The organism is Anaerostipes stercorihominis, from assembly GCF_057535655.1.
In genome coordinates, this window is the sequence record NZ_BAAJCL010000002.1 from 140,821 (window position 1) to 159,312 (window position 18,492).

Annotated in this window: 22 protein-coding genes; 19 read left to right on the top strand and 3 right to left on the bottom strand. The window is 40.7% G+C overall.

The window, feature by feature from the left end; genetic code table 11:
- Positions 1-19: 19 nt before the first annotated feature.
- The 10 genes from AC27EF_RS02805 to AC27EF_RS02850 all read left to right on the top strand — a co-directional run bounded on the left by AC27EF_RS02805 (position 20) and on the right by AC27EF_RS02850 (position 9,321).
- Positions 20-1,915, top strand: a complete 1,896-nt coding sequence (locus AC27EF_RS02805) for an NAD(+) synthase (protein ID WP_487108707.1) — start codon at positions 20-22, stop codon at positions 1,913-1,915.
- 19 nt (positions 1,916-1,934) lie between these two features.
- Complete coding sequence (locus AC27EF_RS02810) at positions 1,935-2,915, top strand: sugar ABC transporter substrate-binding protein (RefSeq protein WP_487108708.1); 981 nt, start codon at positions 1,935-1,937, stop codon at positions 2,913-2,915.
- A gap of 11 nt (positions 2,916-2,926) precedes the next feature.
- Positions 2,927-4,249 (top strand): sensor histidine kinase, encoded by a 1,323-nt coding sequence (locus AC27EF_RS02815; protein ID WP_487108709.1) that lies wholly within the window; start codon positions 2,927-2,929, stop codon positions 4,247-4,249.
- Positions 4,246-4,914 (top strand): response regulator transcription factor, encoded by a 669-nt coding sequence (locus AC27EF_RS02820; RefSeq protein WP_487108710.1) that lies wholly within the window; start codon positions 4,246-4,248, stop codon positions 4,912-4,914. Before AC27EF_RS02815 ends, AC27EF_RS02820 begins: the two co-directional genes overlap by 4 nt.
- Entirely contained in the window at positions 4,915-6,234 is a 1,320-nt protein-coding gene (locus tag AC27EF_RS02825; RefSeq protein ID WP_487108711.1) for an ABC transporter substrate-binding protein, read from the top strand.
- Positions 6,235-6,364: 130 nt separating this feature from the next.
- On the top strand, positions 6,365-6,799 hold the full coding sequence (locus AC27EF_RS02830) for a PTS sugar transporter subunit IIA (RefSeq protein ID WP_487108712.1): 435 nt from the start codon (positions 6,365-6,367) through the stop codon (positions 6,797-6,799).
- A gap of 14 nt (positions 6,800-6,813) precedes the next feature.
- Entirely contained in the window at positions 6,814-7,311 is a 498-nt protein-coding gene (locus tag AC27EF_RS02835) for a PTS sugar transporter subunit IIB (RefSeq protein ID WP_487108713.1), read from the top strand.
- 21 nt (positions 7,312-7,332) lie between these two features.
- Positions 7,333-8,187: a PTS mannose/fructose/sorbose/N-acetylgalactosamine transporter subunit IIC gene (locus AC27EF_RS02840; RefSeq protein ID WP_487108715.1), complete on the top strand. Its 855-nt coding sequence runs from the start codon at positions 7,333-7,335 to the stop codon at positions 8,185-8,187.
- 1 nt (position 8,188) lies between these two features.
- Positions 8,189-9,025, top strand: a complete 837-nt coding sequence (locus tag AC27EF_RS02845) for a PTS system mannose/fructose/sorbose family transporter subunit IID (RefSeq protein ID WP_487108716.1) — start codon at positions 8,189-8,191, stop codon at positions 9,023-9,025.
- Between the two features lie 17 nt (positions 9,026-9,042).
- Positions 9,043-9,321: a hypothetical protein gene (locus AC27EF_RS02850; protein WP_487108717.1), complete on the top strand. Its 279-nt coding sequence runs from the start codon at positions 9,043-9,045 to the stop codon at positions 9,319-9,321.
- Positions 9,322-9,695: 374 nt separating this feature from the next.
- Here the strand turns inward: AC27EF_RS02850 and AC27EF_RS02855 are convergent, their stop codons facing one another.
- Positions 9,696-10,874: an IS110 family RNA-guided transposase gene (locus AC27EF_RS02855; RefSeq protein WP_487108718.1), complete on the bottom strand. Its 1,179-nt coding sequence runs from the start codon at positions 10,872-10,874 to the stop codon at positions 9,696-9,698.
- 228 nt (positions 10,875-11,102) lie between these two features.
- Here AC27EF_RS02855 and AC27EF_RS02860 point away from each other — a divergent pair, with 228 nt between their 5' ends.
- Complete coding sequence (locus AC27EF_RS02860) at positions 11,103-11,399, top strand: sugar-binding domain-containing protein (RefSeq protein ID WP_487108982.1); 297 nt, start codon at positions 11,103-11,105, stop codon at positions 11,397-11,399.
- A 92-nt stretch (positions 11,400-11,491) separates the two neighbouring features.
- On the opposite strand, the gene AC27EF_RS02865 is transcribed toward AC27EF_RS02860, so the two are convergent.
- A complete protein-coding gene (locus AC27EF_RS02865; RefSeq protein ID WP_487108719.1) occupies positions 11,492-11,695 on the bottom strand; it encodes a cold-shock protein in 204 nt (67 codons plus the stop codon).
- Positions 11,696-11,900: 205 nt separating this feature from the next.
- On the bottom strand, positions 11,901-12,326 hold the full coding sequence (locus AC27EF_RS02870) for an RNA helicase (RefSeq protein WP_487108720.1): 426 nt from the start codon (positions 12,324-12,326) through the stop codon (positions 11,901-11,903).
- 116 nt (positions 12,327-12,442) lie between these two features.
- Here AC27EF_RS02870 and AC27EF_RS02875 point away from each other — a divergent pair, with 116 nt between their 5' ends.
- The 8 genes from AC27EF_RS02875 (at position 12,443) to spoIIID (ending at position 18,484) form a co-directional block, all read left to right on the top strand.
- Complete coding sequence (locus AC27EF_RS02875; RefSeq protein WP_487108721.1) at positions 12,443-12,904, top strand: PaaI family thioesterase; 462 nt, start codon at positions 12,443-12,445, stop codon at positions 12,902-12,904.
- The gene (locus AC27EF_RS02880) at positions 12,901-13,896 is read left to right on the top strand and encodes a hypothetical protein (protein ID WP_487108722.1); all 996 of its coding nucleotides are present in this window, start codon (positions 12,901-12,903) and stop codon (positions 13,894-13,896) included. The genes AC27EF_RS02875 and AC27EF_RS02880 overlap by 4 nt, the downstream gene beginning before the upstream one ends.
- A gap of 327 nt (positions 13,897-14,223) precedes the next feature.
- On the top strand, positions 14,224-14,523 hold the full coding sequence (locus AC27EF_RS02885; protein WP_487108724.1) for a PTS sugar transporter subunit IIB: 300 nt from the start codon (positions 14,224-14,226) through the stop codon (positions 14,521-14,523).
- 28 nt (positions 14,524-14,551) lie between these two features.
- Positions 14,552-14,674 (top strand): hypothetical protein, encoded by a 123-nt coding sequence (locus AC27EF_RS02890; RefSeq protein WP_487108725.1) that lies wholly within the window; start codon positions 14,552-14,554, stop codon positions 14,672-14,674.
- Between the two features lie 60 nt (positions 14,675-14,734).
- Positions 14,735-15,808 carry a CobW family GTP-binding protein gene (locus tag AC27EF_RS02895; protein WP_487108726.1) on the top strand — a complete coding sequence of 358 codons (1,074 nt, stop codon included), beginning with the start codon at positions 14,735-14,737 and terminating at the stop codon, positions 15,806-15,808.
- A 20-nt stretch (positions 15,809-15,828) separates the two neighbouring features.
- The gene (locus AC27EF_RS02900) at positions 15,829-16,782 is read left to right on the top strand and encodes a TIGR03943 family putative permease subunit (protein ID WP_487108728.1); all 954 of its coding nucleotides are present in this window, start codon (positions 15,829-15,831) and stop codon (positions 16,780-16,782) included.
- A gap of 23 nt (positions 16,783-16,805) precedes the next feature.
- Positions 16,806-18,149 carry an MATE family efflux transporter gene (locus tag AC27EF_RS02905; protein ID WP_487108729.1) on the top strand — a complete coding sequence of 448 codons (1,344 nt, stop codon included), beginning with the start codon at positions 16,806-16,808 and terminating at the stop codon, positions 18,147-18,149.
- 80 nt (positions 18,150-18,229) lie between these two features.
- Positions 18,230-18,484 carry a sporulation transcriptional regulator SpoIIID gene (gene spoIIID / locus AC27EF_RS02910; RefSeq protein WP_487108730.1) on the top strand — a complete coding sequence of 85 codons (255 nt, stop codon included), beginning with the start codon at positions 18,230-18,232 and terminating at the stop codon, positions 18,482-18,484.
- The last annotated feature ends 8 nt before the right edge of the window (positions 18,485-18,492 follow it).

Consider the following 18,492-nt stretch of genomic DNA (forward strand, 5'->3'; position numbering starts at 1 on the left):
ATAAAAATGAGGTAAAAAAATGAAAGACGGATTTATCAAAGTTGCCTGCGCAACACCGAAAGTGAAAGTTGCAGATCCCGTATATAATGCTGAAAAGATCATAGAAATTATCAAAGAGACTGGAACAAGGGGAACCAGTCTTTTGGTGTTTTCGGAGCTGACAATCAGCGGATATACGTGCGGAGATCTGTTTTTGCAGAAACCGCTGCTGGACGAATGTAAAAAACAGTTGTTAAACATTGCGGACGCAACAAAAGATTTGAATATGGTTGTGGTTGTGGGATGTCCATTGACTGTAAAACAAAAACTATATAATTGTGCGGCGGTACTATGCGACGGAAAAATTCTTGGAATTGTACCGAAGACACATCTGCCCAATTACAGTGAATTTTACGAGCTGCGTTATTTTGCATCCGGGCAGGATGTGGAAGAGCTGATTTCTTTGGAAAAGGAACGAATGTGTTGGTTTAGTACTAATCTGTTGTTTGTCTGTGATGAAATTCCGGAATTGGCAATTGCCTGTGAAGTTTGCGAAGATTTATGGGTTCCGCTGCCGCCAAGCACGTACCATGCGATGGCAGGAGCTACCGTTATTTGTAACCCTTCCGCCAGCGTGGAAACCACAACCAAAGAGGTTTATCGAAGAAATCTGATTTCCAATCAGTCTGCCAGACTTCTTGCCGCATATGTCTATGCCAATGCCGGCGAAGGAGAATCAACGCAGGATGTTGTATACAGTGGACATCATGTGATTTGCGAAAACGGATCTGTGCTGGCAGAGGCAAAAAGATTTACCAATGAAGTGATCTATGCGGATATTGATGTGCAAAAATTATCTGCGGAGCGAAGGAAAATGACATCGTTTCCCGGAGGAAACGTACCGCAATATCAGGAGATCCCATTTTCATTGAGGGTAAAAGAAAATCATATTTCCCGAACGTTTCCGAGAAATCCATTTGTGCCGAGTCAGAAGGAAGAGAGAGAAAAACGATGTGACGAGATTTTATCCCTTCAGTCTATGGGATTGAAGAAACGGCTGGAACACACTGGCTGTAAGTATGCAGTGGTGGGGATTTCCGGGGGACTGGATTCCACTCTGGCAGTTCTTGTGGCAGCGCGTGCCTTTGATCTGCTGAAAATCCCAAGGAAAAATCTTATTTGTGTTACCATGCCTTGTTTTGGGACAACAGACCGTACGTATCAAAATGCGGTATCGTTAATTCATGAGCTGGGAGCAACCTTCAAAGAAGTTAATATTGAGAAAGCAGTTCGCCAGCATTTCAAAGATATAGAACATGATGAGGAGCTTCATGACGTCACTTATGAAAATTCTCAGGCGCGCGAGAGAACGCAGATTCTGATGGATATGGCAAATCAATACAATGGAATGGTAATCGGAACCGGAGATATGTCAGAGCTGGCCTTGGGATGGGCAACTTATAATGGAGACCATATGTCCATGTATGCCGTGAACTGCTCCGTACCAAAAACCCTGGTCCGCTATTTGGTACTTTACTATGCAGAGACTGTGGAAAATGCAAAACTGTCAGAGGTCCTAAAGGACGTTTTGGATACTCCGGTTAGCCCAGAATTACTTCCGCCGGTAGACGGGGTCATTTCCCAGAAGACTGAGGATCTGGTGGGCCCTTATGAGCTCCATGATTTCTTCTTATATTATATGCTGCGTTTTGGGTTTCCAAAACAGAAATTGTACCGTATGGCAAGGCAGACCTTTGACGGAATTTATGAAGAAGAAACGATTCAGAAATGGCTGGATAAATTTTATTGGAGATTTTTCAGCCAGCAGTTCAAACGATCTTGTCTGCCGGATGGTCCTAAAGTGGGAAGTGTCGCAGTTTCTCCGAGAGGAGATCTTAGAATGCCAAGTGACGCCAGTCCGTCTGCATGGCTGTAAAATATACGGAGTTTGAAATATGAATCAGGTGCAAATCAGAATCTGGCAAAAATGGATTGGCATTGTGGTTGTCATAGGGCTGTTTGGCGTTATCGCGGGTATTTACACCAAGGTGTTTTGGCTTTATTGGAAAGAACATCGCACAGTACAGCGAGTGTTCGGTGCAACCTACATGACAATGAACAATGAATTTTATAAGGTGGTCAATAATCAGATACGGACGCAGGTAGAAAAAAAGGGAGATCATTTGATCACTCTGGATCCTGCTTTGGATCAGGAAAAACAGAATGCACAAATGCAATATCTTGTGAAAAAGAAAGTGGATGCAATATTTTTAAATCCGGTGGATTGGAAAGGAATTGAGCCGGGGTTAAAAGCAGCAAAAAAAGCCGGAATTCCTGTGATTGTCATTGATACGCCGGTATATCGGGAAGATTTGATTTCCATGACCATTGTCTCGGATAATTATCAGGCGGGAGTACAGTGCGCAAAGGCTATGATGAAAAAGAAAAGCAAAGCAAAAATTGTTTTGCTGACTCACCAAAGTGCAAAATCCGGCGTAGACCGAATTCAGGGGTTTTTGGATACCATTAGAGGGCACAGAGAGTATCAGGTCCTTGCATCTGCGGATACACAGGGACAGATTGAGAGATCTCTTCCAAAAGTGGAAAAAATTATTCAGCAGTACAATCAGGTGGATGTGATTATGGCATTAAACGACCCAGCCGCCATGGGAGCCTTGGCGGCATTGGACAGTAAAAATGCCAGACAGGGAGTGCTTGTTTATGGAGTCGACGGATCTCCGGAGGGAAAGAAGCTGATTCTGGATGGAATGATGGAGGGAACCTCCGCCCAATCTCCGAAAAAGATGGCAGGTACAGCCATTCAATCTGCCTATAAGATTCTGGATGGGAAAACATTGGAGAAAAGAAACGTAGTACCGGTGCAGATGATCACCAGGGAAAATGTAGAGCAGGCAGATGTGAGCCGGTGGCAGTAGGAAGAGGATGTATGGATAGAAAAAATAATAATTTGTACTATTTAAAAATTCTTATGAGCATCATAAATTTTGTGATCCTAGGGTTTCTGTCTCTTGTGTTTCTTGTGACATTAAATCAAATCAATGAAAATTTTTCCGCCAGAAGCTTTTTGGAAAATATCACTTACCTTCCGTCAGAACCGGTTGGATCTGCGGTTATTATATTTATTGCTTTTTTTCTGTTAATTTATATTATTGAAATACGAGGGAAAAAAGGGAAAGCAGTAAAATTATCGGTTTTCTTGTACGGGGTGGAATTACTGCTCTGTCTTTTAATTATGAAATTTTTATATGTGAGTTATAATGGGATTTTGCTTTTGGTGGTTGCAGATATTGTGACAGCCATTCGGGATAAACACAATCGCTTTCTATTTTTAGGAATCATGGGAATTATTTATATTTTTTCCGATTACGGTATCATCTCTATGATGTTTCCAATGATTTCATTTCAGGAATTTCTTGCAGTATATCCGGCAAAGATCAGTACCATTATTTCGGGAATCAAAAATATTCTGATTTCTCTCAACATCATTGTCTTTATTGTCTATATGATTATTTTAATGAGGAATCAAATGAAAGAAAATGCCAGAATTGTACTTTTAAATCTTCAGCTTCAGACGGCAAATATGAAATTAAAAGAAATGAACGAACAGTTAAAGGATTATGCGCAGATGACCGAAAAAATGGTAGAGACAAGGGAGAGAAACCGTATTGCCAGAGAAATTCATGACACGCTGGGACACACCATGACCGGCTTGTCTGCGGGAATCGACGCGTGCATTGCGATGATTGATTTCTCGGTGGATGCTACGAAAAAGCAGTTAAATAAAATATCTCTTGTGGCAAGACAGGGAATTTCCGATATTCGGAGATCTGTGAATAAGCTGCGCCCCGATGCTTTGGAGCATCGAAATCTGGAACAGGCATTGGAAAAATTGATTGAGGATACCACTCAGGTGTCTAAGGTAAAGGTGGCATATCAGTGTGATGTAGAGGAATTTCGATTTAATTTCGATGAGGAAGATATGATTTATCGGGTAATTCAGGAAGGAATTACCAATGCCATTCGCCACGGCAAAGCCACAAAGATTCAGATTCGCATATGGAAGGAAAATAAATGGCTGTATTTGGAAATTTGTGATAACGGGATCGGATGTGAGGAAATTCACACCGGATTTGGTCTCATTCACATACAGGAGCGTATTCAGATGCTAAACGGAAGCGTTACCTACGATGGAAAGAACGGGTTTAAGATTTCGGCAAAGATACCGATTCGATGGGGTGAAAAACTATGATAAAAGTAATCATTGCAGATGATCAGGAATTGATCCGGCAAAGTCTTCAGATTGTTCTGGAAACGAGAGAAGGAATTGAAGTCATCGGAACAGCAAAGGATGGAAGAGAAGTGATCCAGCTGGTGCGAAAGGAAAAACCGGATGTGATTTTAATGGATGTGAGAATGCCTGAGATGGATGGGGTACAGTGTACCAAAATCATTAAAGATCAGTATCCTCAGATTAAAATTATTATTTTGACGACCTTTGATGATGATGAATTTGTGTTCAGTGCATTAAAACATGGCGCCAGCGGTTATCTTTTGAAAGGAATTTCCATGGATGATCTGGAAAAGGCCATTCATACGGTTAACAACGGCGGAGCTATGATCAATCCCGAGGTGGCAACAAAGGTTGTGGATTTTTTCTCGGAAATGGCGCAGAGCCATTATGATGTTATGATCCAGCCGGAGAATGTGGATGATCTGACTCATGCAGAATGGGAGATTGTGAAGCTGGTTGGAAGAGGCATGTCCAATAAAGAGATTGCAGGTGCTTTGAAGCTTTCCGAGGGAACGGTAAGAAATTATTTGAGTACGATTCTGAGCAAATTGAATTTAAGGGACCGCACCCAACTGGCTATTTGGGAGGTTCAATCGGGCTCTGCAAAGTACAGGAGTGAGTAAATGCTAAGTAAGATCGAAAAATGGTGGAAGCGGTTAATCGCTGCCGGATTAATTGTCAGCCTGTTTTCTATTGGCTTTGTGGTGTATCCAAAAGAAAAAAAGACGGTTTTAACCTTTGGAATGTTTGCGGGAAATCAATGGGATGTCCCGGATGATAATTGTTATAAAATAATAGACGAAGCCATTGAGGAGTTTGAAAAAGAAAATCCCAATGTTATTGTTAAATATGACAGCGGAATTTTAAAAGACGACTATTCAGAGTGGATTTCTCAAAGGGCTCTGGAAGGGAATCTGCCGGACGTCTTTATGATTCTGCCGGAAGATTTCAGTACCTTTTCATCCACCGGGATGCTGAAGAATTTGAATGATTTGATGAAAGGCGACAGAAGCTTTAAAAAATGCGATTATTATCAGGAAAGCTATGATGCCGGGAAATATGGAGAAGGCCAGTATGCACTGCCCTATGAAAGTGTGCCGACCCTGATGTTTGTCAACAAATCTCTTTTGCAGAAAGAAGGGGTTTCAATGCCGGACAACCAGTGGACTTGGGATGATTTTTATAATATATGTAAGAAAGTTACAAAAGATACGAACGGAGATGGACGGCTGGACCAGTTCGGCGTTTACGATTATGACTGGGACGATGCCGTGTACAGCAATGGCGGCGGATTGTTTCATCCCAGCGGCACAGCATGTAATCTTTCATCGGAACACATAGAAAACTCCATTTTATTTGTGAAAAAAGTGCGGCAGCTGTCAGATTTCCAGAATATGACGGCAGATGATTTCGATACGGGGAAAATCGCGTTTCGACCGATGACCTTTTCTGAATTCCGAACGTATAAACCATATCCATGGAAAATTAATAAATATTTTGAGTTTCAGTGGGATTGTATGAAACTTCCATCGGGACCGGACGGAGAAAATAAAACAAAGGTCGATCATTTGATGATGGGAATCAATCGCCGGACAGCCAACAGCACCCTGGCTTGGAAATTTCTCAAGAAACTAACCTATGATACAAAAACACAACAGAAACTATTTCGGGATTCCCATGGGATTTCTTCTCTAAAATCGGTAACAAATTCAAAAGAAGCAGAGAAAATTTTAGAGAAGGATATGGGAAAGGATACCATTGTAAAAATAAAACTTTTAGATCAGGTCATGAAGGAATCGCTGCAAACACCGAAATTCCACAAATATAATGAAGTATTCCGGCATATTGACAGTGAAATGCAAAAAATCTTGACGGAAGACGAAGAATTTGATGCGAATATTTTAAAACTAAACAAAGAGGCAGATGAGATGCTGAATCCTTAAGATGACATTTGTCATATAAAAAAAGGACATTTGTAAATTGAAAGTTATGACAATTTACAGATGTCCTTTTTTTGATGAATTGATAGAATAAGCTTGTAAATAAGAGATACCCAAAAGAAAGGAAAAGAGGATGAAATATGTAGTATTGGTCAGCCACGGAACATTTGCACCCGGACTTCACAGTGTGTTAAAAATGCTTGCCGGCGGTGAGCGGGAAGATGTGATCAGCGCAGGATTAGAGGATGGCATGAGCGCCGATGAATTTGCGGCAAAATTCTCTGATGCGATTGAAAAAATCACGGTGAATGATGAAATCATTCTTCTGGGAGATATTGTCGGAGGTTCCCCTCTCACCAACGCGATCGAACAGATTTCAAAAAAGGAAATGCTGGGAAATACAGTTATTTTCGGAGGTATGAATCTTGCAATGGCGTTGACGGCAACACTGATGAAAGATGATGTGGATCAAGGAATCTTAAAGGAAAGTTTACTGAAGGAAGCAAAGGACGCAGTCAAAGAGTTTGTTCTCACATCAGCAAAGGACGATGAGGACGACGATATATAAGGAGGAGAAAAGATATGTCAGTTTCATTTTTAAGAGTTGATGACCGTATGATTCATGGACAGACTGTTACAAGATGGTCTTTGGAGTATCCGTGTGACGGATTAATTGCCGTAAATGATAAGGCGGCTACAACCGATGCCCTGAAGATGGCTTACAAAAGTGCAAGCTCGAAAAAAACCTTTGTGTGGACCTATGAAGCATGGAGGAAAAAATGTCAGAAAGTGCTGGACAGCAAAGATCAGTATTTCCTGATTACAAAAGATCCGATCCAGATGAAAAAAATTCTGGTAGATGACGGGTTCGTGCCAAGTGATGTGAAAAAGGTCATTATCGGACCTTGTAACGACCGTCCGGGAGCTGTGAAACTTGGAAATAACCAGTCCATCACTCAGGAGGAAGCAGAAGCTTTAGAGGCGATCAGCAAAGCAGGTTATGAAATTGAATTTGCATTGATTAAAGAAGCTTCCATCGGAACATGGGATAAATTTAGAAGCCAATTTGGTTTTAATTAAAAAAAGAGAGGAGAAAATATTATGACAATCAGTTGGTTACAAGCAATTATTTTAGGTATTTTTGCCTGCCTTGCAAGTATGCCGGGTATGGGAGGAAGCGCCATTGGTAACTACACATTGGGAAGACCGTTGGTAGCAGGTCTTGTCTGCGGTATTGTTCTCGGAGATGTACAGGCCGGCGTTTTAGTCGGTGCGGCAATGCAGGTCGTATATATCGCATTGGTTACACCGGGAGGAACGGTATCAGCCGATGTTCGTGCCGTATCTTATATCGGTATTCCGCTGGCAATGCTGGCATTAAATTCTTACGGTCTGGATCCTGCATCTGCCAAGGGAATTGCAATGGCAACCTCCTTTGGAGCAATGGTAGGAACAATCGGTACCGTATTGTTCTACGGAACTGCAACGATTAACTTAGTTTGGCAGCACATCGGATGGCAGGCAGTGGAAAAAGGAGAATTTAAGAAACTTTATCTGGTAGATATGGTGCTGCCTTGGATTTCTCATATGATCTGCAGTTTTATTCCGGCAGTTGCAATGTGCAAATTAGGAGTTCCTGTAGTTGAGGCGATCAAAACGACATTGCCGATGGACGGGATTGCCATGAAAACATTATTTACGGTAGGCAGTATGCTGCCTTGCGTCGGAATCGCAATTTTATTAAAACAGGTTGTAACAAAAGCGGCTGACTTTATTCCATTTTTCTTTGGCTTTACATTGGCAGCAGCAATGGGATTGAACCTGGTTTCAGTAACCGTAGTCGCAGCGATGTTCGCGATTATTTACTACAATATTAAAATGGTTGGAATCAAGGCAAAAGAAGCAGCGTTGGCTTCCGGTGGTTCCTTTGACGATGACGATGAGGAGGATATTTAATATGGCAGAGAAAAAGCTTTCAAAAAAAGCGTTAAATAAATCATTCCGCAACTGGTATTATGGACATTTGACATGTTTTTCACAGGAGCATATGCAGACATTCGGTTATCTTTGCGCAATGCTTCCGCTGGTAGAAGAACTGTATGATACAAAAGAAGAACAAAAAGAAGCGATGAATACATATACTGCGTTCTTTAATACAGAACCTCAGGTTGGTTCCGTGATTGTCGGAATTACAGCCGGTTTGGAAGAGGCAAAGGCCAATGGAAATGAGGATGTAGATTCAGAGACCATCAATGGTTTGCGTGCAGGTCTGATGGGACCGATTGCCGGAATCGGTGATTCTCTTCTGGTAGGAACGTTAATTCCGATCTTGCTGGGAATTGCGCTGGGACTGTCCAGCGGAGGATCTGTCGTAGGACCGATTTTCTACATTGTCGCATGGAACCTGATTGTAACTCTCGGGATGAAATTCTTATACTTTAAAGGATATGAGCTCGGTGGAAAAGCCGTGGACGTTCTGGTAGGAGAACAAGCCACTGCCATACGTGAATCAATAGTAATGCTGGGAACCATGGTTGTGGGATCTGTAGCTGCAACATGGGTATCTGTTAAAACATCCTTCCACTTGGTCAATGATGCAGGAAAAGAATTTTTAAATCTTCAGAATCAGTTGGATTCTGTATATCCTGGATTTTTAACTGCTGCATTTGTCATCTTTTGCTGGTGGCTGATGGCTAAGAAAAAAGTATCTCCGGTTGTTACAATGTTAATCTTAGTTGTTATAGCATTTATCGGTGTAATGGTTGGATTCTTTAATCCGGGATTAAAATACTAAGAGGAGGTTTTAAAACGATGCAGACAAAGCAGCAGAGGTTAAAGGAAATTGAATATCAAAGCAAGATGCTGAATCATTTAAAAAAGTGGATGCGGAATTTGATCGTTTTATCATCCATAGGAGCGGTCTTTGCTTATTGGGGAATCGGAATGATGAATGGAATACTGTATCAGGCAATCGGCGTTATCGGTATTTTGTGGACTTCTGTCTGTGTGGTGCTCTGTATTATTGTAGGACTGGCATTTAAAAACGGAAAAAACAACATTGAAAAAATTATTCAATTGGTGCAGTCATAGTGAAAATTTCATAAGTATATCATAGATGGGATGAAAGGGACGATCACAGTCTATGCAAAATCCGGAAAAGTGAAAAAGACATTAAAAGTAAAAATACGGTAGAATGTCAGACAGGGGGCTGTCGCACATAAGTGCGGCAGTCTTTTTTGTGATAGCAACGTTTTGCACTTTAATTATATGTCAAGGTAGATTGTATAAAATGCACAAATATGCAAAGATCGAGAAAATGTTGAAGCGTTGTGCAGGAGGTGACAAACTATAAATAGTCAAGTGTTTTTTGAAAAAAGTTTGTGTAATAAAAAAGGGTAATCTTAATAGACCATCTGAAAATATCGTATTTCAGATGGAACAGATAAAATTATGTAAGGTAGATATTAGCGCAGTTTTTGAACGTTACAGTCTATATCCTGCCTCTCCAATGCATAGATGACTCTAATCAGTTTCTTTGCTACATGAGTAATAGCTACACTGTGTTTTTTGCCTTCTGCACGTTTCTTTGCATAGTAGGTTGCAAATGTTATATCAAAACGGATTAAAGGAAGGCAAGCATTAAGAAGAACGTAACGAAGCTGTGAAGAACCATGCTTTACCATTCTGCCACCATGAGATTCTGTTCCGGATTCATCTATTCCTGGCTCAATTCCAGCAAATGCAAGCATCTGCTCGGGATTGGAAAAGTTAGATATATCACCATATTCAGCATAAATAACAGCAGCTGAGATAGGACCAATACCGGGAATTGACATATAGTGAGGATGTACTTCTTCAATAAGTCGGGTAATCTCAGTTTCAAGGATTTTGATTTCTTTACAAAGAGAGTTGTATAAGGTTAGTAAACTGTTTAACTCAATATCAAAGATAGAATTATTGACACCAACGGTGTTGGTTGCCAGTTCTTTTAAATGCAGGAACTTCTGTATAGAAAACTTACTTATTGAAATACAACGAAGTTTGTCATAGGATGCAGAATTCATATGAGCCATTTTTTCGGCAGAGCCATAGTTTTCAAGGAGATAGATGGCAGTTTTGGACAGCCGCTCATTGAAGAATGGTTTGAATTCCGGGAAGGTATGATCTAAAACATTGGTTATCTTCACAAGGTAAAAGGAACGCTGACGAATCAGTCTGTCCCGTAAACGAGTTAGTGACTTTAAGGAATAAGCGTGGTAAAATCCTTTTGAATGGGGTTTGTACTCAACAGTCATTAACCATCGGGCTATTGATTCGCAGTCAACAGAATCGGTTTTGGTTCGCCTTAAAGTTGTAGACTTTTTATATTCTTTGATGAGAACTGGATTAACTTCCATGAAGCTGTGGTGGGCATTCTCAAGGAAGAGTTCAAGATTGAAGGCATAATGGGCAGTTGATTCAAACCCTATTTTTATATCCTCAGGATTGGAGAGAGAATTAAGTGAAATGAGCAGATGTTCAAAGTCATCCTTGTCATTAGTGATGGTGAATTTAGAAACAATCTGCTGGTCAGCTGCTGTAGTGATATAGAGACAGATCCACAGTGCTTTAAGTATTATAATGGAGTATTCGATAAAACCCAAGAGATTGGGAGAAAGGAGAATAATCCATTCCCTTCAAAAGAGGATAATTGGATTATACGTGGTAATATGAGAACAACAGAAAGGGAGACAGAAAGAACAACGTAAACAATGCAAAAGAAACAGGAGAAGAACAATAAATAACGTAATTGAAGCAGAGAGACCAAAGGAAGTGGCAAAGGCGCCCAATGAATTTGAAGCACAAGAGTAGGAGAGGAGAAAGAACCCAATATTAAGCATTGTCTTCAGCTGGCTAAGGATGCGGATTTGATTCTTACCAGTGTAGGGTCTATTGTTTATAAGAGCTGGAAAGCCTATTTGAGTGCCAGAGATCTTTATCATTTAGAACAGAAGGGAGTCATCGGGCATATAGGAGGGCATTTTTATAACAAAGACGGAAAAGAGATGGCAACTCCGTTTGTGGGAAAGATGATCGGATTAGGATTGCGGGATATAAAAAATACGCCGAATGTGATCTGTGTGGCAGGGCTTGAAATGAAAACCGAGGCAATTCCAGGAGCAGTTTGATAAGATATCATCGCTATGACAAAAAACGGCAGAAACAAAAAGTTCCTGCCATTTTGCAAAATTCATGAAAATCTTATCTTAAAAGAAAAAGACTATGCAAGTTTTGCTACATTTTCAGCCTGTTTTCCACGAGGACCTTCTGCTACGTCAAAGCTTACTTTCTGTCCTTCTTCCAGAGTTTTGAATCCGTCTCCCTGAATTGCTGAGAAGTGTACGAAGACATCGTCTCCTTCAGCCTGTGAAATAAATCCATAACCTTTTTCTGAGTTAAACCATTTTACTGTACCAGTATTCATTTGGGTACCTCCACTTTCTTGCTTAAAAAATTGATACAGTTATTTCATGATGCATATTTTAAGAAAATTTCTAAAACTTTCTGAAAAATAAAAAAATTCACAAACCTCTGACGGTCTCTGCATTTATAGAATTGAATGCAGCCGTATCGGTCGTGAACATTACATCTATCAATAACGTATTCATCATAGCACAACCAACCGCAGATTACAAATACTTTTTCAAATTTTCAATACTTTTTTGATGGAGGGTTTCTAAATCCTGGGAAAGCTTTAAGGTTTCCCTGGACGCATCATTGCATTGATGCATTTTTTGGATGCATTGAATCATGCCCATGGTATATCCCTGAATGGACATTTCTGCCAGATGGCTGGAGGAGCGATCCGTATAGGCCTTTAATTTTGTCATCCACTCAGAATAATTTTTTAACAGATCATTCAATCCCTCCATTTCATAACCGAGAGTTTCGATACGGTCTTTGACTTGGCCGGACAGAGCCTGATAGGCTTCCTCCTGTTCCATAAACTGAGATTTTAGGTCACAGTCGGTGGTGATTTTGCGAAGCTCCGGAAGACTTTCCAGGACCATTTGAATATTTTGATAAGTTGCGTTTAATAATTGTTCATTATCCATAAATGTTCTCCTTTTTTGATAGGATGACAAAAAAGGACTGATTCTATACATGAAATATGGTAAAATATTTTTGACGATGCACACTCGCATGAAATAAATTGGCATAGGAGAAGAGGATGGACAGAGAAACATTTGAAAGGAAGATGCAAAAAAGAATGCAGGACATTCGTCAATTTGGTGAACATAGTGTGTTTGGAGAATTGAATGGAAAGATCATTGCATACGATTATGATAAAAAAAGCCTGACGATGGAATACGAGGCAACTGAGTTTCATCGAAATGGGTTTGGGATTGTGTTTGGGGGCTCTTTGGTTGGAATGTTTGACATTACTTTTGGAACGCTGACGGCGGGATTAGGAGACTATGATGTTGCTCCGACCGTACAGCTGTCTACGAATTTTTTGAAAGGAATTCCAATTGGGTCTGTCGTTCGGATCGAGGCAGAGGCAGTATCCACGGGAAAAACAATTATGAATTTCGTTGGAAAGGCTTATGTGGGAGAGCTGCTGGTGGGAAGCGCCAGCGGTACCTTTATGACACCGCGGCCGTTTAAGAAATATGTAGAGGATGGAAAATGAAAGATAATGTAATTTTGTTTCCAGATGTCTGGCAGGATAGTATGGAAGATATGTACAGCGAATTTACCGTAGATGAAATCAAAGGGATCGCCAGAATGCATGATATTGCAGGAACCTATAAATATCGAAAAGAGGAGTTAATCAGATACGTGAGTTCCAGTGTCATAGATCCAGAAAATATGAGACCGTTTTTTGTGTGTGCGGACAGTGAGGAGCTGGAGGCTTTTGAAGCGGCGTTATATGGAAATGAGGAACCCCGGCAGCAGGAGGAGCTGGCGCTGATGTTATCCTATTTTTTTCGGGGCGGGTATGTTTCCATTGACGGAGATGGGCGGCTTTTGATTCCAGAAGAGGTAAAGACGGCTTATGAACAGATCAGCACCGATGATTTTTGGAGAGAACAGAAAAATTATGAGACCGCTTATAACTACTGTAAAGGTCTGACGGCGCTTTACGGTGCGGTATCTCTTCATGATATTGCGGATTTGTACCGAAAGTACGAAAAAAAGGAGATCAGTGAGTTTGAAATTGTGACGGACATCTATCTGCCGTCACAGAAAAAGAATCCTTATATTATATATCGAGAAAATATGTTTACAGAAAAGCTTTTGAGTTCCGGGGAAGGACTGCTTTCCAAAATTTTGAAGGAACGGTCAGCATATAAGCCGTATCTTCCATCCAAAAACGAGATTCAGGAGCTGGCTCAGGGAAGGGATGAGTCCCTTATGGTTTTCGGAAGCTATCTCATGGAAAAGATGCGCTTTTCAATTGAGGAGACAATGGGAGTTACCGAGCTTTGTGCCGGAATGCTAAAGATCGGCGTTCATCCGGAAGAAGTGTTTGCCATGCTGCAAAACGAAGGTATCTGTTTCCTGAATCAAGAGCAGGCAGATGAGTTTGCAGAGGAGTTAACGGAGCTTTGGATGAATTTGAGGTTATATACGCTCTATGGGCATACGCCCTTGGAAATTAAAAAAAATCTGCTGAATTAATCTTTTTTTGGATTGCGCGGCTGATGATGGAACATCAGAGGAAATCCGCATTTTGGATTCTGATAAAACAGAAAATGTTAAAATTGAGGAATGCAAAAGGAAGCAGCTTTGCACGATAGTGACGCAAAGCTGCTTCCTTATTTATTGGTACAAAATGGATGTTGGGAACAGGAACGGAATTTGGCTTAGAACATTTTGGGTAAAATGTACAAACGAAAACTTGGCTTGAATGGTTTTTTGGTTGGATATATTATAATGACATAAGTTAATTCATGAATTAGTAACGAGTTGAAATACAATTTGGAGAAGCATTTGGAGGATAAAATTATGGCAAATGAAGTAAAAATCTTAGTAGCGTGCGGAAGTGGAGTGGCGACGTCAACGGTGGCGCAGGAAGCGGTAAAAAAGATTTTAGAGGAAGCTAATATTCCAGGGAAAATCTTAAAAGGAAGTATGAGTGAGATTCCTTTAAAACAAAATGATGTTGATTTGATCTTAATAACAACAAATTACAGAAAGCCAGTAGAAAAACCTTCCATCAGTGTATTTGGACTGATTTCAGGAATCAACGAAGATAAGATTAAACAAAGTATTATTGATGAATGTCATAAGATTCTTGGAGAGTAGATCAGATTTAAAGGAGGAACAAAAATAGATGCGGTATTTAGTTTTTTTAGGAATTCCGTGTCTTTTTCTCATATGGCGTGAAGCGGACGGATTTGATTTGCACGGATGCAGAAAGAAAGTTTTGACAAATCTTGAGGAAGTAGTAGAATAATCTTATGTTGGACAGAAACGACTCTGTATTAGAATACAAAAATAAAAGAAGGTGGACGATATGACAAAGATTGATATTATTTCAGGATTTTTGGGAGCAGGAAAGACAACACTGATCCAAAAACTGTTAAAAGAAACGTTAAAGAATGAAAAAGTTGTTCTGATTGAAAATGAATTCGGAGAAATCGGAATTGACGGTGGATTTTTAAAAGATGCGGGAATTGAAGTAACGGAGATGAATTCCGGCTGTATCTGCTGTTCTTTGGTCGGAGATTTTGGAACCGCTTTGAGAAAAGTTGTACAGCAGTATGAACCGGATCGCATCATCATTGAACCATCTGGAGTGGGAAAATTATCGGATGTGATCAAAGCCGTGCAGGAAGTAGCAGAGGATACCTCACTTCATCTGAACAGCTTTGTAACTGTGGCAGATGCGAAAAAGTGCAAAATGTATATGAAAAATTTTGGAGAATTCTATAATAATCAAATCGAATATGCCGGCGTCGTTATTTTGAGCCGTACTGGAGATCTGCCGGAAGAAAAGCTGGAGCATTGTGTAAAGCTGCTTCGCGAACATAATCAGAAAGCGGCAATGATCACTACAGATTGGGAGCAGCTGACCGGAGATCAGATCTTAAAGGTGATGGAAGATGGCAACGATATGGCGAAAGAATTGCTGGAGGAAGAGGAGATCTGTCCGGTATGCGGAGAGCATCATCATGAGCATGACCACCATCATGAGCACGATCATCATCATGAGCACGATCATCATCATGAGCATGAACATCATCATGAACACGATCATCATCACCATCATGAGCACGGCTGTGGCTGCGGACATGATCATCACCATCATCATGCGGATGAAGTATTTACAAGCTGGGGAAGAGAGACGCCAAAGAAATATAAAGCAGAGAAATTGGAAGAAATTTTAAAACGATTATCTGAGGATGATTCCTATGGAATGATCTTAAGATCCAAAGGAATTTTACAGATGGAAGACGGAGCATGGGTTCAATTTGATCTGGTACCGGGAGAATATGAAATCCGAACGGGCGGTGCCGACTATACCGGAAGAATTTGTGTCATTGGTTCAAAATTAAAAGAAGATGAATTGGAAGATTTATTTTTTTGAGAGCGTAGGGGGAAGAAGCCATGTATGAATTACCGACATACTTGTTTTGGGGATTTCTGGAAAGCGGAAAAACCACTCTGATCAAAGACACCCTGAGTCAGGATTATTTTAATGACGGGGAGAGGACGATGATTCTTGTCTTTGAAGAAGGAGAGGCACAATATGATCAGGAGATGCTGGAAGAAACCAATTCTTTTGTCATTGCATTAGAAAAAATAGAAGATTTTACGAAAGAGTTTGTGGTATCCTGTCAGAAAAATTATGCGCCGGACCGGGTAATGATTGAGTTTAATGGAATGTATCAAATTGAAGATTTGATGGATACCACGGATGAAAGCGATTTGGAATTATATCAGACAATTGTGACCGTTGACGCCTCCACGGCAGAGCTGTATTTGAAAAATATGAAATCTTTGTTTGTGGAAATGTTTCAAATGGCAGATCTGGTTATTTTTAACCGATGCGACGATACAACTAATGTTGGAAGTTTCCGAAGAAGTATAAAAGCAGTGAATCCGAGAGCACAGGTCGGATTTGAGAGGGCAGACGGCAGGGAGATGAATATGGAAGAGATTCTCCCGTACAATTTAGATGCGGATGTGATTCAAATTGCAGATGATGATTATGGGATTTGGTATATTGATGCCATGGAACGCCCAGAGGTATATGATGGAAAGACCATAGAATTTCGTGCGGAAGTTAGGAGAAGTCCTAAGATGCCATCCGGAATGATCATTCCGGGGAGAAAAGCCATGACCTGTTGTGAGGATGATATTACGTTTGTGGGATATCTTTGCAGACTGCACCAAACAAAATCAAAGACTTTAAAAAGAGTACTAAATAAAGAATGGGTGACGGTTACAGCAAAGATACACTCAGAATATCAGGAGGCATATGATCGAACAATGCCGATATTAACAGCAGAACGAATCGAAAAAGCAGATCCGCCGAAGCAGCAATTGGTATATTTTTAAAGAGAGGAAAAGATAGGAAGCATATGGAGACAAAGAAGAACCGCAGTTTGATCACAGGACCTATTACCGTGAATATCCTTCTTTTTGCTCTTCCGCTGATGGCAGGAAATCTTTTACAGCAGATGTATAATGTTGCAGACACCTGGGTGGTTGGAAGATTTCTGGGGGCTGATGCACTGGCAGCTGTGGGATCGTCCTATACTTTGATGACATTTCTTACTTCGATACTGTTAGGGCTTTGCATGGGAAATGGAGCCGCTGTTTCCATACAGTACGGAGCCGGTGAGGATCGGAAGATGAGACAGAGCATTTTTATGTCTTTCGTGCTGATTGCGGCAGTTTCCATTGCCATCAATCTGATAATTTATGCAGGGCTTGATTCTATTTTATGGATTCTCCAAGTACCGCAGAAGATTCAGTCACTGATGAAAAATTATTTAATCATTATTTTCATGGGGATTTTGGCGACTTTTTTTTATAATTATTTTGCAAGCCTGCTTCGGGCAATCGGAAATTCTGTAGTTCCGCTGATCTTTTTGGCAGTTTCTGCAATTATGAATGTGGTGTTGGATTTTGTCTGTGTCTTAGTATTTCAATGGGGAGTTGCCGGTGCGGCGGCAGCTACGGTATTTTCGCAATATGTTTCCGGAATTGGGATTGCCGTCTATACATTGAAAAGATTTCCACAGTTAAGACCGCAAAGGGAAGACTGCCGATGGGATAAAGAGAGCCTTTCTGTGATTTTAAATTTATCGTTTCTGACCAGTCTTCAGCAATCCATTATGAATTTCGGAATTCTAATGGTACAGGGGCTGGTGAACAGTTTTGGAACTGCCATTATGGCTGCATTTGCTGCCGCAGTGAAGATTGACTCGTTTGCCTATATGCCGGTACAGGATTTTGGAAATGCATTTTCCACATTTGTGGCACAAAATCATGGAGCCGGACAAAAAGAGCGGATTCAAAAAGGAATTGTAAGCGCCGGAATCAGCGCCATACTTTTTTGCCTGATCATCAGCGCGTGTGTTTTTTTATTTGCCAAACCACTGATGGAAATTTTTATCAGTCCTGCAGAGACACAAATGATTGCGGAGGGAGTTCGGTATTTAAGAATTGAGGGTTCATGTTATGCCGGAATTGGAGTTTTATTCTTATTGTATGGATATTATAGGGCGGTAAATCTTCCGATGATGTCTGTAATTCTTACAATCGTATCACTTGGCACAAGAGTTTTGCTTGCGTATATGCTCTCTGCCATGCCGGCAATTGGCGTCGTGGGAATTTGGATGTCAGTTCCTATTGGGTGGGTGCTGGCAGATATGATTGGAATTTTGTATTATATGAAACGACGGGAACAAAGAACTTAAAGTGTTATCATCGTTGATTGAGGTATAAGTGGGAAAGCCTTTGCATACATTGTAAAAACGATGTTTGCAGGGGGATATTTTTGAAAGATTATATCGAGGAGAGGGTCGTTGAAACCGCCAATTATATCATAGAGCACAATGCAACGGTGCGGCAGACTGCCAAGCAGTTTGGCGTCAGTAAAAGCACGGTACATAAAGATGTAACGGAACGGCTGGAAATGATCAATCATGCGCTGGCGAAGGAAACCCGGAAAGTACTGGATGTAAATAAATCCGAGCGTCATATCCGGGGTGGACTTGCAACCCGAGGAAAATATCAGAAGCTAAAAAAATAGGTACTTCA

What these genes read in the sequence shown, in the direction of transcription:
- AC27EF_RS02805 (WP_487108707.1), top strand. Translation starts at nt 20, where the DNA reads ATGAAAGACGGATTTATCAAAGTTGCCTGCGCAACACCGAAAGTGAAA.
- AC27EF_RS02810 (WP_487108708.1), top strand. Translation starts at nt 1,935, where the DNA reads ATGAATCAGGTGCAAATCAGAATCTGGCAAAAATGGATTGGCATTGTG.
- AC27EF_RS02815 (WP_487108709.1), top strand. Translation starts at nt 2,927, where the DNA reads ATGGATAGAAAAAATAATAATTTGTACTATTTAAAAATTCTTATGAGC.
- AC27EF_RS02820 (WP_487108710.1), top strand. Translation starts at nt 4,246, where the DNA reads ATGATAAAAGTAATCATTGCAGATGATCAGGAATTGATCCGGCAAAGT.
- AC27EF_RS02825 (WP_487108711.1), top strand. Translation starts at nt 4,915, where the DNA reads ATGCTAAGTAAGATCGAAAAATGGTGGAAGCGGTTAATCGCTGCCGGA.
- AC27EF_RS02830 (WP_487108712.1), top strand. Translation starts at nt 6,365, where the DNA reads ATGAAATATGTAGTATTGGTCAGCCACGGAACATTTGCACCCGGACTT.
- AC27EF_RS02835 (WP_487108713.1), top strand. Translation starts at nt 6,814, where the DNA reads ATGTCAGTTTCATTTTTAAGAGTTGATGACCGTATGATTCATGGACAG.
- AC27EF_RS02840 (WP_487108715.1), top strand. Translation starts at nt 7,333, where the DNA reads ATGACAATCAGTTGGTTACAAGCAATTATTTTAGGTATTTTTGCCTGC.
- AC27EF_RS02845 (WP_487108716.1), top strand. Translation starts at nt 8,189, where the DNA reads ATGGCAGAGAAAAAGCTTTCAAAAAAAGCGTTAAATAAATCATTCCGC.
- AC27EF_RS02850 (WP_487108717.1), top strand. Translation starts at nt 9,043, where the DNA reads ATGCAGACAAAGCAGCAGAGGTTAAAGGAAATTGAATATCAAAGCAAG.
- AC27EF_RS02865 (WP_487108719.1), bottom strand. Translation starts at nt 11,695, where the DNA reads ATGAATACTGGTACAGTAAAATGGTTTAACTCAGAAAAAGGTTATGGA.
- AC27EF_RS02870 (WP_487108720.1), bottom strand. Translation starts at nt 12,326, where the DNA reads ATGGATAATGAACAATTATTAAACGCAACTTATCAAAATATTCAAATG.
- AC27EF_RS02875 (WP_487108721.1), top strand. Translation starts at nt 12,443, where the DNA reads ATGGACAGAGAAACATTTGAAAGGAAGATGCAAAAAAGAATGCAGGAC.
- AC27EF_RS02880 (WP_487108722.1), top strand. Translation starts at nt 12,901, where the DNA reads ATGAAAGATAATGTAATTTTGTTTCCAGATGTCTGGCAGGATAGTATG.
- AC27EF_RS02885 (WP_487108724.1), top strand. Translation starts at nt 14,224, where the DNA reads ATGGCAAATGAAGTAAAAATCTTAGTAGCGTGCGGAAGTGGAGTGGCG.
- AC27EF_RS02890 (WP_487108725.1), top strand. Translation starts at nt 14,552, where the DNA reads ATGCGGTATTTAGTTTTTTTAGGAATTCCGTGTCTTTTTCTCATATGG.
- AC27EF_RS02895 (WP_487108726.1), top strand. Translation starts at nt 14,735, where the DNA reads ATGACAAAGATTGATATTATTTCAGGATTTTTGGGAGCAGGAAAGACA.
- AC27EF_RS02900 (WP_487108728.1), top strand. Translation starts at nt 15,829, where the DNA reads ATGTATGAATTACCGACATACTTGTTTTGGGGATTTCTGGAAAGCGGA.
- AC27EF_RS02905 (WP_487108729.1), top strand. Translation starts at nt 16,806, where the DNA reads ATGGAGACAAAGAAGAACCGCAGTTTGATCACAGGACCTATTACCGTG.